12 protein-coding genes are annotated in these 15,342 nt (G+C 55.7%); 3 read left to right on the forward strand and 9 right to left on the reverse strand.

What is annotated here, in order from left to right:
* Positions 1–52: 52 nt before the first annotated feature.
* Positions 53–1,090: an oxidoreductase gene (locus BLU05_RS16110; protein ID WP_210184616.1), complete on the reverse strand. Its 1,038-nt coding sequence runs from the start codon at positions 1,088–1,090 to the stop codon at positions 53–55.
* Here BLU05_RS16110 and BLU05_RS16115 point away from each other — a divergent pair.
* Complete coding sequence (locus BLU05_RS16115) at positions 1,084–1,728, forward strand: TetR/AcrR family transcriptional regulator (RefSeq protein ID WP_175540629.1); 645 nt, start codon at positions 1,084–1,086, stop codon at positions 1,726–1,728. The genes BLU05_RS16110 and BLU05_RS16115 overlap by 7 nt on opposite strands.
* A 97-nt stretch (positions 1,729–1,825) precedes the next feature.
* A complete protein-coding gene (locus BLU05_RS16120) occupies positions 1,826–2,596 on the forward strand; it encodes an SDR family oxidoreductase (protein WP_091881876.1) in 771 nt (256 codons plus the stop codon).
* A gap of 372 nt (positions 2,597–2,968) precedes the next feature.
* Here BLU05_RS16120 and BLU05_RS16130 read toward each other — a convergent pair whose 3' ends face one another.
* Positions 2,969–3,760, reverse strand: coding sequence for a helix-turn-helix transcriptional regulator (locus BLU05_RS16130; protein ID WP_091881879.1), 792 nt, complete (start codon positions 3,758–3,760; stop codon positions 2,969–2,971).
* Positions 3,761–3,846: 86 nt separating this feature from the next.
* Here BLU05_RS16130 and BLU05_RS16135 point away from each other — a divergent pair, with 86 nt between their 5' ends.
* Positions 3,847–5,427 (forward strand): MFS transporter, encoded by a 1,581-nt coding sequence (locus BLU05_RS16135; RefSeq protein WP_091881881.1) that lies wholly within the window; start codon positions 3,847–3,849, stop codon positions 5,425–5,427.
* Between the two features lie 235 nt (positions 5,428–5,662).
* On the opposite strand, the gene atzF is transcribed toward BLU05_RS16135, so the two are convergent.
* From atzF to BLU05_RS16170, 7 genes are read right to left on the reverse strand one after another with little or no spacing between them, the layout of a single operon-like run.
* Positions 5,663–7,465 carry an allophanate hydrolase gene (gene atzF, locus BLU05_RS16140; RefSeq protein ID WP_091881884.1) on the reverse strand — a complete coding sequence of 601 codons (1,803 nt, stop codon included), beginning with the start codon at positions 7,463–7,465 and terminating at the stop codon, positions 5,663–5,665.
* Between the two features lies 1 nt (position 7,466).
* A complete protein-coding gene (gene uca / locus BLU05_RS16145; RefSeq protein ID WP_091881887.1) occupies positions 7,467–11,006 on the reverse strand; it encodes an urea carboxylase in 3,540 nt (1,179 codons plus the stop codon).
* Between the two features lie 3 nt (positions 11,007–11,009).
* A complete protein-coding gene (locus tag BLU05_RS16150) occupies positions 11,010–11,672 on the reverse strand; it encodes an urea amidolyase associated protein UAAP2 (protein ID WP_091881891.1) in 663 nt (220 codons plus the stop codon).
* A gap of 13 nt (positions 11,673–11,685) precedes the next feature.
* Positions 11,686–12,507 (reverse strand): urea amidolyase associated protein UAAP1, encoded by an 822-nt coding sequence (locus BLU05_RS16155; protein ID WP_091882333.1) that lies wholly within the window; start codon positions 12,505–12,507, stop codon positions 11,686–11,688.
* Positions 12,508–12,509: 2 nt separating this feature from the next.
* A complete protein-coding gene (locus BLU05_RS16160; RefSeq protein WP_091881894.1) occupies positions 12,510–13,328 on the reverse strand; it encodes an ABC transporter ATP-binding protein in 819 nt (272 codons plus the stop codon).
* Entirely contained in the window at positions 13,325–14,143 is an 819-nt protein-coding gene (locus BLU05_RS16165) for an ABC transporter permease (RefSeq protein ID WP_091881897.1), read from the reverse strand. Before BLU05_RS16165 ends, BLU05_RS16160 begins: the two co-directional genes overlap by 4 nt.
* 60 nt (positions 14,144–14,203) lie before the next feature.
* Complete coding sequence (locus tag BLU05_RS16170; RefSeq protein WP_091881900.1) at positions 14,204–15,277, reverse strand: putative urea ABC transporter substrate-binding protein; 1,074 nt, start codon at positions 15,275–15,277, stop codon at positions 14,204–14,206.
* Between the last annotated feature and the right edge of the window lie 65 nt (positions 15,278–15,342).

Raw genomic sequence — 15,342 nt, forward strand, 5'->3', positions numbered from 1 at the left:
CCCTCGCAGCGGTCTGCGTAGCTTTGCCTCCTCCTGGTCAAGAGCCCATATCCTAGAACGAACGTACGCCGGTTAACTCAACCGACAATTGCCAAAGGCGGTCGGCAAGCACCGGATCTTTGGCAGAGGAAACTGCTTCGACCAAGGTTGGATAACCCTTCATCTCATTGCGCCCATCTGGCCCGAAGAACTGGCCGCCCTCAACGTCTGCAGCGCAAGCGGCGTACAACAGGTTAAGGGCACCCATCTCAGCAGTTTGTGCCATGAACCGATTGCCTATCCGCATAAAGAGATTGAGAAACCCCGTCGGTCCGCTCAACTGCAGATTGGTGGCAGAATATCCGGGATGTGCAAGCAAACTGCGGACCGGTGATTGATGTGCCCGGAGGCGGCGATCCAATTCCAGTCCAAAAACAGCATTTGCGAATTTCGACTGCGCGTAGAATGCAACCCGGCCATATGTCTTCGCACCTGTCAGATCGTCAAAATGAATAGTTCCACGTTTGTGAAGATCAGAGGTGACCGTAACCACTCGCGGATCTTGTCCCTTGCTCAATCGTTCAATCAACAATCCTGTCAGCGCGAAATGAGCCAGATGGTTGACGCCAAATTGCAACTCAAAACCCTGTGGCGTCAGTGTTCGCGGCGGCATCATGATGCCAGCATTGTTGATCAGGACATCGATGGCGGTTTCGTTGGTGATGAGCTCAAGTGCAAACTGTTTGACCTGTTCAAGATCCGCCATATCAAAGATATGCAATTCCAGTTGCGCGCGGGGAACGATCGACCGAATCCGCGCAACGGCTGCCCGCCCCTTCGTTTCATCGCGCGCTGTCATTAGGACACGCGCGCCCCGGCGAGCCAATTCAAGGCTTGTGATATAGCCGAGACCACTGTTGGCTCCCGTCACCAAAAAAGTTCGTCCTGATTGATCAGGTATGTCGTTGACTGTCCATAGAGCCATGGCGCACCTCTCATTTCCGCACTGCCGCATAGTTGCGGACTGTGGGCTTTGCTCGGCATGTAAACAGTGTATAGTTGCAGAATGACACATAATTTGATCACTGTATAGATATGACCACGATGTCATCGAAATCACATCTGCCGGCTGAAAAAGACGAAGGCCGTGACACTTACCATCACGGTGCTTTACGCAGCGCTTTGCTGCAGGCAGCCACTGATATTTTGCGCGAAAACGGACCTGAAGGTTTCTCATTGCGCGAAGCTGCGCGCCGCGCTGGGGTTTCTCCTGGCGCGCCTGCCCATCATTTTGGCAGTGTCGCCGGACTTTTAACGGAAGTTGCGATCAACGGGTTCGTCGAACTTACCGAAGCCCTGCGCCGAGCTCGCACAGCCAGTTCCAGCCCGGGAAGCCAGCTCCGCTCACAGGGCGAGAGCTACGTCAGCTTTGCTATCGGCGCTCCGGGACGGTTTCAACTGATGTTCCGCCATGACCTGCTGCTTGAAAATGATGAGCGCCTTGAAGCTGCAGGGCAAGCGGCGCTGGCTGAGCTTGAAACGAGTATTCGGGATTATCTCACTACAGGCCTATCCGCCGACGAAAGCCGCCTACAACCGCTGTTGTTGGGAGCATGGTCCACGGTCCATGGATTTGCACATCTGGCAATCGATGGAAAACTCCATACCATGGCCTTCCCGAATTCGCTCGTTCATTTCGTCGCGCAGGCCTTGCCGGAAGTGTTGCTCGCAATGCTCCCGGACAGATAACCAAGAGAATTGTCTGGACTCTGAAAGACATCACTTGGCAAGATTGGTGAAGGACCACTGGCATATGAGATGACGCTGCTAAGCCGCGGGGCGTACCATGAATATTCTCGAGAAATTTTCCTTGCGGGATCGTGTAGCACTTATCACGGGAGGCGGCCGCGGTCTTGGCTTCGAGATTGCGTGCGCCTTTGCTGACGCGGGCGCTCATGTGATCATAACCGGACGTACCAGCGAAACATTGGAAAGAGCAGTAGCTGCCATCGTCAAGAATGGAGGCAGTGCGCAGGCTACGGTCTTTGACGTTGCGGATACGGGCGCGAGCCGGGCTGCGATCGCCGAAATCAACAGAGACTTTGGGCGGCTTGATATCCTTGTCAACAATGTCGGCGCACGTGACCGAAGACCCCTCGCTGCGTTCAGTGACGATGATATTCTTCGTCTCATCCAGACCGATCTGGTTTCGGCAATCTCGCTCTCACGTGATGCCGCTCAAATCATGAAATATCACGGCTATGGGAGGCTGATTGCTGTGACCTCGATCATCGGGAGTATCGTCCTTCCCAACGATGCCATCTACCCCGTCGCCAAACAAGGATTAACCGCTCTTGTGCGCAGTATGGCTGTCGAATATGGCGCTTCCGGTTTGACGAGCAATGCCATTGCGCCTGGAATGTTCGCAACCGAGACAAACGCGGCGCTGGCCGAAAATCCAGACATGCTTACCTTCGCCCGCCAGCGTGTTCCCCTGCAACGCTGGGGACGGCCGGAAGAAATCGCAGGTGCCGCATTGTTCCTTGCCAGTGATGCAGCGTCTTTCGTCAATGGACATGTTTTAACAGTCGACGGCGGAATGTCTGTCCGCATGTAAGGGGGCCACAAATAATCCGGGTTGATGGGAGTTAGGCCGTACACCATGAACATCAGACTGCGTATTCCCCGATCGTGGCTGCAAATGCATCAACTTGCATTTCCTGTGTTGCCCATGATGTGACGAGACGGATAATGGACGAGGGCTCCTCATGGGGCTCCCAAATGTAGAAATCGAAGTTATCTTGAAGCTTACTGATAAGCACATTGGGCAGGATCGGAAAAAGCTGGTTCGTTTCGATCTCGCAGGGAAATCCCCGCAAGGTTTCGAAACCCGCCGTTCGATCAAGGCTCGGTCGCAGCCCGCCTTGCCACAGGATCAGAAAGATCGTGCGGCAACGACCCCGGTCGGCATAGGATTGTTACGCCGACTTTACTGTCGAAAATACACAACCAACTTGAGGTGCTTGTATTCATCAACTGTCAGCATTTCGTGTATGAAGCTGAGTTGTCTGCCTTCTGGATCAAGGATATTGCCGATGCCGCGAGTGGGGCATTCCACGCCTGGTTTCTCGAACCATAAACGGAAATCCGGGGACAGATTCTTCAGTTCGTCGACCAGAGCAAGCATTGCCGGATCGTTGGGAGCGGTTGCCATATCGGAGCGAAATCGCGTAAGCAACTTTGGCGCTTCGTCATGCCATTGGGGAATGCGGCGGCGGAACTCTGGATTGGCGAAAATCAGGCGAATGATATTTCGGTCCGGTCGCTCCCGATTTTTGAAGCCGAATAAATCGTTTGCGGCCACATTCCATGCAACAACGTCCCAACGTAAATTCACAACATATGCCGGCCGCGCCACGATATCGTCCAGCAGTTGCTGAATGAGCGGGCTAACGGATGGCCAATGATAGGCCTCAGGTGGCGGTGGTCGTCTGTGTGCCAGAAGAAAAAGATGACTGCACTCGGCATCGTCCAGCTTCAACGCTTTCGCCACTTTGAGCAGAAAGCTTTCCGAAACCTGGATGTCTCGACCCTGCTCGAACCATGTGTACCAGGTAAGGCCGACACTCGCGAGCGCGGCCACTTCTTCTCGACGGAGCCCAGGGGTGCGGCGATGGCCGGACGAAGGCAAACCCGCATCGACTGGTGCAAGTTTTCTCCTATGACGCGTTAGAAACTCGGAGAGATCCTTTCGCGTGCGCGCGAGAGTGCGGTCGGCCAAGACTGTTACCTCTAGTAATGGGATAATTTCTTATATTGTAACAGGATATAGCTGCCTTGAAAGTCTTCTCTCAACAAGGAGGCACCATGAACTCTCAGGATAAATTTGATTACTTACTTTCCAGCAAGGCGGCTGATGTACCCCCTTCATCAGTTGCGGTGGCAGGAGCGCGCGAATGGCTGGGGCTGGCACTCCTTGCGCTGCCCACTGTTTTGCTCGGCCTTGATCTAACGCTTCTACATCTGGCACTTCCGGCGCTAGCCGCCGATTTGCAACCGACCAGCACGCAAGCGTTGTGGATCATGGATGCGTACGGCTTCATGATTGCGGGGTTCCTGATTACCATGGGTACGCTCGGTGATCGTATCGGTCGCCGGAAGTTACTGATGATTGGCGCGGCGGCTTTCGCGATCGCATCGGCGTTCGCCGCCTTCTCCACAAGCGCCATCATGCTGATTGCTGCCCGGGCACTGCTTGGGATTGCCGGTGCAACCCTGATGCCTTCAACGCTGGCGCTCATCACGAACATGTTTGCTGATCCAAGGCAGCGTGCACTTGGCTTTGGAATATGGGCAACCATGTTCGCGCTTGGTATGGCGCTGGGGCCGGTTGTGGGCGGCGTGCTGCTGGAACACTTCTGGTGGGGCGCGGCTTTTCTCATAGCCGTGCCGGTTGTGGGGCTTCTGCTTCTTCTGGCACCTGTCTTGCTGCCGGAACATCGCACATCACAAGACAGCACGTTGGATTTCACCAGCGTTGGCCTTTCGCTCGCCGCCATGCTGCCTATGGTCTATGGCATCAAGCAGATCGCCAAGAACAGTTTTGGACCCCATCCGGTTGGCGCAATTGCAGTGGGACTTGTCTTCGCGGTGTTGTTTGTGCGCCGACAGCAGCAACTCGCCTATCCGCTGCTCGATATGTCATTATTTGCCAACAGGGCTTTTAGTGTGGCGTTGATACTGCTTCTCTTTGGCCTCGTCGCTGTAGGCGGCACAATGCTGCTGGTCACACAATATCTGCAACTCGTGGCCGGTTTTTCTCCGCTTGTCGCGGGTCTCTGGATGGGGCCACCCGCGCTTGCCATGGTCGTGGCAGGCGTCACGGCGCCGTTGATTGCTCAGCGTGTTCGCCCCGGCTTCGTGGTGGCTGGTGCTCTGGGGTTATCGGTGGTGGGTTATCTTATGTTGACCCAATTGGACAACAGCGCTTCCGGTGTGATGGTCGTCGTCACCGGCTTCTCGTTAGCCTATCTCGGACTTGGTACGATTGCAGCTCTTGGTACGGACCTCGTGGTTGGATCGGCGCCCCCCGAAAAAGCAGGTTCGGCATCAGCTATGTCAGAAACGGTGCAAGACCTGGGCGTATCGCTCGGCATCGCCGTGCTTGGAAGCCTCGCGACCGCCATGTATCGCAAGGCGATGCTTGACCGTATACCGGAAAGTCTCGGTCATGCAGCACGTGAGGCCGTTGGCGATAGCTTGTGGGCGGCATCTTCAATGGCGTCAGAATTGCCTCCCGGCCTTATCGAAGAAGCCCAGGTCGCGTTTACTGCAGGATTCAACAGCGCAGCAATATTCAGTGCGGTAAGCGTCACCATCCTCGCTATTCTCGCTGCCATTTCGCTGCGGCACCTGGGTGTCATTGAGGGCAGTAGGTCGAGCCAATGAGGTTGCAGCTTGGTGTTTGTGTCAACGCGGAAGGGCCAGATCCCACCTTCCATCTGACATCACAGCTAGAACGCGATCACCTATGACTGGTCACCTTTACCTCTCCTGAGAGCGCCTTCGTGCCGATCCCGGGAGGGGAGATTTATTGCTTCAGCTCGAGCTTTTATCCCATCGAGGAGCAGTCTGACGATAATCCGGGCAAGCGACATACTTTCTCCTTTACTCTGCAAATATCTCATTGCCTTGAGCTCACATACATGCGCCAGCTACCGAGATGACTAATATCTTCAGCCCCATTAACCGCATAGGCCTCGCAGAGAAAGCCGGGGACGCTGGATCCATCATCGAGTTTAATTTTGCCAATACCGAGCGGTTCCGGAATCTGTTGTACGAAATGGCCAAATGCATCGGGAGGCATGAGCCAGACCTCAGCCTCTAACCCCAAACCCTTGAAACCGCGTTCGCGGATGAGACCGGGTTTAGGCGGCACTGTCCCGGAAAGCGCAAACAGCCTGTAATCTGCCGCCGTCCGGCAGGTCTTCAGCAGACGCCCGCCCGCCGTCGTGAGTTGATGATTAAGCGGCATTCCTGAAAGATGCGCCCCAACCACAACGATTGGTACGAGACCATCATCCACTGGCAATATAGCGCTCCCCAAGGGTATCGACGCTTCAAGGTCGATCCCCATGCCAGATCCGGCAGCACGGTGCAGTGCGTCCGCTAAAGGTGCCAGTGCGTCGTCGGTAAAGGCTGGCGCGACAAGCGTGACACCGACCGGTAGATGACTTTCGCCGTCAAATCCTGCCGGCACCGCGATTGCTGCACAATCGAGTAAGTTGACAAAGTTGGTGTAGCGCCCAAGGCGACCGTTGAGGACAATCGGATCAGCCTTCATTGCGGCAACTGTATAGGTTGTGGGTGCGGTTGGCAGAAGGAGAACGTCTGCTTTTTGCCATTCAAGGTCTGTTTTCCGGCGCAGCTCCTCAAGCCTGTAACGGCCATTGAAAGCATCGATGGCCGTCTTGCCCTTTGCACCTTCGATTATTGTTCTCACAGTGGGTTCAAAATCCGCCGCATTCGTGGCGAGAAAATCCTCGACAGCGGCGAGACGTTCAGCCACCCATGGGCCCTCGTACAACAAAGCGGCCACTTCGCGAAAAGGAGCGTAGTCAAATAATACTATAGTTGCGCCAAGTGCCCTCACCCGCTCAATGGCCACCTCGTATTGTCGCTCGACCGCCTTATCGCCGAAGAACTCCCGCTCCTCTTTAGGAAGTACTCCGACACGAAGCCCCACGCGCGGTAGCGAAGCATGGCTTGCCTGACGCGAAAATGCGTCAGCAGCATCAAAGCCCTCAGCGATTTTTCGAATGGCGACCCCGTCGCCAACCGTCGGCACGAAAATGGTAACGCAATCGACACTTCTGCAGGCGGGAACCACGCCGGTGTTTGGCAAGAGCCCCGGCGTCGGTTTTATTCCGACAAGATTGTTGAAAGCGGCAGGAACGCGCCCCGATCCCGCTGTATCGGTACCAAGCGCGAAACAGGCGAGACCAGATGCAACGGCGACTGCAGATCCGCTGCTCGATCCGCCCGAAATATAACCGGCATCAAAAACAGAACGCGGCGCACCATGTGGAGAGCGTGTGCCGTTAAGGCCAGTGGCAAACTGATCAAGATTTGTCTTGCCGATAACAATGGCGCCCGCTGCCCTGAGACGGGCGACAACAGTCGCATCTGCAATCGGATCATAGGCATAGGCGGGACATCCGGCCGTAGTTGGCAAGCCCGCAACATCTATATTATCCTTTACGGCGAATGGAACACCCCAAAGCGGCAGGCTGTTTGCCTCGGGTGCTCGTGCCATCAGATCGCGCGCCGCTGCCCGTAACTCCTCGGAGGGTGTAGGGGTAATAAAGATCGCGGGATCTGCCGCCGCGGTACGGCGGGTGATCACTGCTTCAACCAGATCAAGTGGTGTCAGGCCAGCTTGGTAGGCGACGCGAAGGCTTGAGAGATCGAGAATCGTCGGCAGCATGTTAACAGTCCTCCAGAATGACAATAATGTCGCCGACCTTGACGTTTCGTCCGGGTGCGACGCGCAGTTCGCGGACACGGCCAGCCGCATGAGAATTGACTTGAAACTCCATTTTCATGGATTCGATAATGGCAAGCGCATCACCCGCAGCCACGGATGCGCCTGGCTCGACAAGCAGTTTCCAGATATTCCCCTGAATGCTGCTCGCAACGCCGAAGCAGCCAGCCGGAATATTAGAGACCGGTGGCTCCCACGCAGCGTCCTCACTCACGAAACTATCTAGCCCCGCTTGCTTCCAGCGGTTCCGTTCTGCATCGAAAGCGGCTTGCTGCCTGTCCTTGAACTGCACGATGGATTGCGAATTCCGCTTCAATTCCTCCGCGTAAGCGGCATAGGAAAACTCCGTCTCTTCGATTTTGACTGGATAGCCACCATGCGGAAAGGCAGCACGCGCTTTCTGCAGCTCCTGATGGCTGACTGGGAAAAAGCGTATCTGATCGAAGAAATTCAGCAGCCATGGGTTGCCGTTTGCGAAAGCCGGCGTCTGCCGCCAGGTGTTCCATATCTGAATGGTGCGGCCGAAAAGCTGATAACCGCCCGGTCCTTCCATGCCGTAGATGCACATATAGGCACCGCCGATGCCAACGGCGTTTTCCGGCGTCCAGGTCCGGGCGGGATTGTATTTTGTGGTGACAAGGCGATGGCGCGGATCGATGGGGGTTGCAACCGGAGCGCCGAGATAGACATCCCCCAATCCAAGCACAAGATAACTGGCGTCAAAGACGATGTCTTTCACCGCCTGTTCATCGGGAAGTCCGTTAATGCGCCGTATGAACTCAATATTGGAAGGGCACCATGGGGCGTTCGGCCGAACAAGTTCTTGATACTTGCGCATGGCAAGTTCCGCATCCGCATCATTCCATGATAGCGGCAAATGGACGATCCGGCTGGGCACGGTCACCTCCTCCGCTGACGGCAGGTCCGCCTCGATTTCCGCCAGAAACTGTAGAAGCCGCTTACGTGTCAGCGTGGTGCCGTCATAATGAATCTGCAGCGAACGGATGCCCGGAGTAAGGTCAATCAGTCCGGGAAGCCCGGCCTTCGAGGTGGCTGTCATCAGCAAATGCACACGCAGTCTAAGTGCGATATCGAGCGCCATCGGCCCATATTCGACGAGCAGATTGTCATCGCCCTGACGGCGGTAAACCACAGAAACCGGGCCATTATTCCGCTCACCGACTATGGCTGATCCGACATCGGAACTCTTCCGGCGGATGGCAGGCCCGACTATGGGATCGTCCGGCCGGATAACCGGATGGAACCGGATGCTGTCTCCGGGTTTGAACTGTCCCATTTTCCACTGTTCGTCCCGGGCAATCACGGCAGGGCAAACAAAGCCGCCAAGGCTCGGCCCGTCGGGACCGAGGATGATCGGCATGTCGCCGGTGAAATCAATTGCGCCAACGGCATAGGCATTGTCATGCAGGTTTGATGGGTGAAGACCCGCTTCGCCTCCGTCGCTGCGCGCCCATTTTGGTGCCGGACCAATCAACCGGACGCCGGTGCGCGCACTGTTGAAATGCACCTCGTAAGCGCTAGAAAAAAAGACATCAATGTCTTCCTGCTGAAAAAAATCCGATGCGCCGTGCGGCCCGTAGAGCACGCCCACCTGCCATTCCTGTGTGATTTCGGCGGGCTCCAATGCGAGCTTCAAGGCCCCAACGGGCTTATTGCGCGCTAGATGCAGCACGTGGCCCGTCTTGAGTGTACCGGTAGCGTTGCCGCCGAATTGGCCAAGCCCAAAGGTGGCACGTGAACCGAGCACAACCGGCGCGGAAAATCCGCCCCTGATAGCAAGATAGGCGCGCTGACCAGCACCCTCGATAGCTCCTATCGAAAGCAGTTGGCCGGCACGTATTGTGATCGCCTTGCCGTGCTCCAGCACTTCACCATCGCAAGTCATGGTCATTCGCGCTCCCGTCAGGGCCACCTCGGCATCCCTATAAAAGCGCAGTGTTGGTCCGGATACCGTTAGTTCAAGCCCGGTCGTAGCGTCGTCGTTGCCAACGAGGCGGTTGGCGTTGCGGAAAGACCTCTCGTCCATCGGGCCGCTCGGTGGTACGCCGACATTCCAGAGACCAAGACGGCCTGGCAGTTCCTGAATGCTGGACTGAGCACCGGAAGCCAGAACTTCGACAATATCCGGAACGAACAAGAAATCGCGCAGAGCCGTGGTAGCGACCCTGCCACTTGCAAGGAACTCCGAATCTGAGATCGCCCGCAGATAATCCAGATTGGTCTCGATACCGGAGATCGCGGTATTGGCTAATGCTGCCTTCAACTTTTTGATCGCGGCAGGGCGATCCTCAGCTGCGACTATCAGTTTGGCGAGCATCGGATCATAGAAGGCGGTCACCTCGGTCCCGGTTTCGATCCAGCTATCGACACGAACGCCTTCAGGAAAGACAACTTCTGTCAGAAGACCCGCGCTCGGCCGAAAATCCGCATGCGGCATTTCCGCATAAACACGAACTTCAATCGCAGCACCTTTCGGTGTGAGCAAATCGACACTGGAAAGGATGGCTTCGCCTGCAGCCTGGCGGATCATCCATTCGACAAGATCGATACCAAATACGACTTCAGTAACGGGATGCTCGACCTGTAACCTTGTGTTGACTTCGAGGAAATAGAATTCTTCCCGGATGGGGTCGTAAATAAACTCGACCGTACCAGCCGATTCATAGCAAACCGAAGAACCAAGATCTGTCGCAGCCTTGTGGAGCCGCGCGCGCGTCGTTGAGGAAAGACCGGGCGCAGGCGTCTCCTCCAAGACTTTCTGATTTCGGCGTTGCAGGGAACAGTCCCGCTCCCCGAGAGCCACAACCTTGCCCTTGCCGTCCCCAAAAATCTGGACTTCAACGTGCCGGGCATCGGCCACGAAGCGTTCGATGTAGACCCGGGCATCGCCGAAACTGGCACGCGCGATTCGCTGTACGCTTTCGAACGCGGCACGCAGGTTCGCAATGCCGTCACAAAGCTGCATGCCGATACCGCCGCCGCCGGCGGTGCTCTTCAACATGACCGGATAGCCGATCTTTTCTGCAGCGGTAAGTGCGTCGTCGATATCTTCCAGAAGGCCGCTGCCCGGGAGCAGAGGCACACCGCCTGCCTCCGCGAGCTCGCGGGCCGTATGTTTCAAGCTGAATGCCGAAAGATGTTCCGGTCGCGGACCGATGAAGGCAATACCTTCAACCGCTAGCCGCTCAGCAAAACCGATGTTCTCGGACAGGAACCCATACCCGGGATGCACGGCTTCCGCCCCGGTCAACTTGCAGGCTGCAATGACCGCATCGACGTTCAGATAGCTGTCGCTGGCGGGCGCAGACCCGAGATGGATTGCCTCGTCAGCGAGTAGCGCATGCTTGGTAAAACGGTCTGCATCGGAATAGACGGCCACAGAGGCAATGCCCATCTTTTTCAATGTCCGTATAACACGCACTGCGATTTCGCCCCGATTGGCGATGAGAATCTTCTTGAACATATCTCAGGCCCCGGCAAGGGATGCCGTGTCCCCAATAAGGACTCGTATCGGCGTCGGATCAAAGCCGTTGCATGGATTGTTGATCTGCGGACAATTGGAAATGACGCAAAGCACATCCATCTCTGCGACCAGTTCGACGTAGTCACCCGGTGAGGAAATACCATCAACAATCGTCATCTCACCATTCGGCTTGATAGGTACGTTCATGAAGAAGTTGATGTTCGGCACGATGTCTCGTTTGCTCATGCCATGCTTCATCACTTCAAGCACGAAATTGTCCCGGCAGGAATGTAGGTATCTGGCGCTATGGCCGAAACGCACCGTATTGCTTTCGCAGGAACATGCACCAGCGGATGTATCGTGACGGCCACAGCTGTCAGCCGTCATCTTCAACATGACATTGCCTTCGTTCGATATAATTCTTGTGCCTATACCTATGTAGGCGGCGCCCTGCTCCCGCATTGTGTCCTGATTGGAATAACGCTCGGAATAATCATCGGCACGGTAGAACAGCGTGTCGATTGCTTGCTGGCCATAACTATCCTCGATACGGATTCTCTGCCCCTTGCGCACGATACCGGACCACGGCGCTTCTGCGGGAATGAAATATTCCTGGACAAATTCATCAAGGTTGTTTGATGCAGCTGTTGGAGTGAAATCTGTCATTGTCGTTTACTCCTTAGGCCAACATCAGCGCATTGTTTTCAAAGCCGCGAACAGCTTCGGCGGTGGCAGTGCGGGATAAATCATCTGCTGTAGGTGCCGCGGAACGGAAGCGTGTCACGTTCAGCGCATCCGGCGCATAGATGGGGTCGGGATCTAAAGGATGGGGGCAATTCGAGAGGCCGATAATCTGATCCATCTCGGCGCGCAGCTCAACATAGTCTCCATTGTTCGCAAGCTGGCTTTGCCACTGAAAGCGCCCTTCGTCGTCAACACGGACAGGAGCAAACAGATTGAGTACAACGGGAATATCAGGGCGCTCAAGGCCGAGCTTTCCGGCTAAAAGCACCAGATTATCCCGCGTGTTGCGCGTCTTTGCACCTGGATATTTGGCGGAATTCGATGCTGCCGTGGATCCACCCAGCAAGCAATCGTGGGCCCCCGAACTGTCTTCCACGATCGAGAGCATAACCCGGCCCATATCCGAGAAGATGACGCGGCCCTTGCCGAGAGCGATTGTCCATTGCATCTTGACTGTATCCACAAGGCTCAACTTTTCGCTGGTGTCGTTTGCATTCCAGGCCACCAAGGCGACGGTCGAAGGCGCGCCCTTTTGCTCTATACGGATAGTCTCCCCGCACTTCAGTGCTGTCGACCAATACCAACCGCCTGGAATGGTTTCGGCGTGGATTATAGAAGCCTTCTCAATCACAGGTGCAGACAGTGCGCTTGGTGCTGGCAATACCTTCGGTGCGAACTCCAGTCCTTTGCGCTGATGCTCCTCGTAGCGCCGACGGTTTGCGGCGATCTCTTCTGCAGAACGTCTGATATGCATAATGGTTATTCTCCTGACAATGCCGGGTCGTCCCGGTGATACCCTAGAGAATTGATCGGGCCGTCCCGATCGGGGCTGAACTTCGATGGCACGCCTGCAAGACGAGGTGGCCAGATGGAAATATCCTTGGTGATGGTCGCGCCGTAACGCTGCTTTTCTTCGGGGCGGTCCCGCCGGCGTTCGAAGGCGACGACGCGGCTGGCAAGAGTGAAGGCTTCGCGGATATCGTGCGTAACCATGACTACGGTCATTTGTGTTTCGTGCCACAACCGCTTCATCAACGTGTGAATCTCTGAGCGGATACCGGGATCAAGCGCTCCAAACGGTTCATCGAGTAGCAGGACTTTCGGTTTCATGAACAACGCCTGAGCAAGCGCCAGACGTTGCTGCATGCCGCCCGACAGCTGAGCGGGGTACTTCTGTTCAGCGCCCGAAAGGCCGACTTCCGCTATGAGCTCGCGAGCTTCTTCGACAGCATTGCGCCGCGCAACTCCAAAGAGCTTGGCTATGCGGCGTGAGTTGGAGAATTCCTTTCCTAGTAGAACGTTCCCCAACACTGTCAGATGCGGAAACACAGAATAACGCTGAAACACGACCCCACGGTCCCGCCCTGGCTCTGTCGGTATCGGATCACCGTCAACCAGTATCGTGCCCCGGGTGGGTTGTTCCTGGCCGAGCAATATGCGCAGAAAGGTAGTCTTGCCGCAGCCCGATGGCCCGACAAGGGCGACAAAAGCGCGGGATTCGACTGTCAACGACACGCTCTCGAGGACGATCTGGTCGCCATATTCCTTCCAGACATTCCGGATAATGAGTTCGCTCATGCCTGCTTCTCCAACTCTGACCACGGGAAGACAGCAATGCGAACGCGGTCGAGAATGTAATTGGTGACAACCGCAAGTAACGTGATCCAGACAACATAGGGAAAAATGATGTCCATGGAGAGATAGCGGCGGACAAGGAAGATGCGGTAACCAAGCCCCGAGTCCGATGATATGGCCTCGGCAGCGATAAGGAAAAGCCAGGCAGGACCGAGCTGCAACCTCAGACACGTGATAATCCGCGGCAATACCTGCGGCAGCACGACGCGCAGCGCGATCTGCCACGACGAACCACCGAGTGTTTCAGCTTTGATAATTTGCTCCCGGGGCAGTTCGAGGGCTTTGAGAGTAAGATCGCGGATCATAGTTGGCGCTACACCGATGACGATCAGTGCGATCTTGGAGACTTCGCCTAGGCCCATCACGATGAAGAGGATCGGCAAGAGTGCCAAGGGTGGCACCATGGAAATGACGGCAACGAAGGGCGAGAGCAACGCCCTGAGATAAGGCAGCATGCCAATGGCCATGCCGAGAAGTAATGCCGTTAACGTCGAAATGCCCAATCCCGCGAAAAGGCGGATCAAGCTCGCTGCGGTGTCGGACCAGAGCAGATATTCGCCGGTCCGCGGGTCCGGCAGGAAGGCCACACGATTGATGGCATCGGCAAAACCCGCAAGACTGGGCAACAGCTTGTCATTTGGATTTTCCGTCAGCCGTGCGACCGATCCCATTGTATAGGCAACAATGATCAATACGAATGGCAACAGCAATAAGATGACCTGCGTACCCCGGCTCGGTTTTATGTTGATCCAGCGCATGGACTAAATCCTCAGATGAGAAACGGAAGCGGCGCGAACTGAGCCGCGCCAGACTATCGCTCAGAGCGAGCCATCGGCCGCTGCCCTCATGTAAGTCTCGGTGAAACGCAGTTTTACGTTGCTGCTGTCACCGAGAATCTGCCCGTCTGGCATTTCGATGCCGATAACATCGGGGGACGCTGCACCACTGCCGAGCAGCCCCTTCTCGAAAAGGAACGTGCGCACGAGGTTCATCGTCTTCGGCAGGTTTTTGGAGGTTATGAATTCAACCGCGTCAGCCGGCTTGCTGAAGAGCTTCGTGGCAGCAAGTTGGGCTTCGAAGCCCTTCAGATCCGTCCCGGAGGCAGACCCCATCGCCTCTCGGGCCGCCCTGCCGTCATCGCTGCTTGCTGTCAGCAGCGCCGCGGTTTCAAACCAGATACCTGCGAGGGCCTTGCCGAAATTGGGATTCTCTTTGAGAACACCCGAATTCGCCACCATCAGATCAATGATTTCGCCGGGTATCTGTGAACTGTCGAACACTCTCCTGGCAGTTGGCTCTTCAAGAATGGTCGAAACGAGCGGATTCCATGTAACGACCGCATTCACATCGGTGGCCTTGTAGGCAGCAACCATGTCGGCGTCGGAGGTGTTGACGACTTTCACGTCGCGCTCAGTCAGTTTGATACTTTCCAGCGCTCGGGCCAGCAGGTAATGCGATACCGAATATTCGACAAGATTAACGTTTTGATTTTTGATATCTGCGAGCGTGGTCTTGTTCTTAAGGATCACAGCATCATTGCCGCTGGAGAAGTCGCCGACAATTACGGCTGTTGTATCAACACCACCAGCGGCCGGAATGGAAAGACCGTCCATGTTGGTGAGCGTTACCGCATCGAAGGCTCCCGCCGTGTACTGGTTCATCGACTCCACGTAATCGTTAAACTGGGTGACCTCGATTTTGATGCCGTATTTATCCGCCCATTTCTTGACGATCCCATGATCGGCCGCATAACCCCACGGCATCCAGCCGACGTAAATCGACCATGCAACTTTGAAATCATTCTTTGGTGCAGCGTCGGCAACAGCGGAGATCCCCAACGCCAACGAGACGCCCAAAACGGTAATCGAGAGCATTTTTGAAAGAATATGCATTAAAATTCCCCTTTTGCTTCTTTTCAAAAAAGGGATTGGCATAGACCATCGCGCCGCCAATCCCT

This window comes from Phyllobacterium sp. OV277, assembly GCF_900104355.1.
GTDB lineage: Bacteria > Pseudomonadota > Alphaproteobacteria > Rhizobiales > Rhizobiaceae > Phyllobacterium.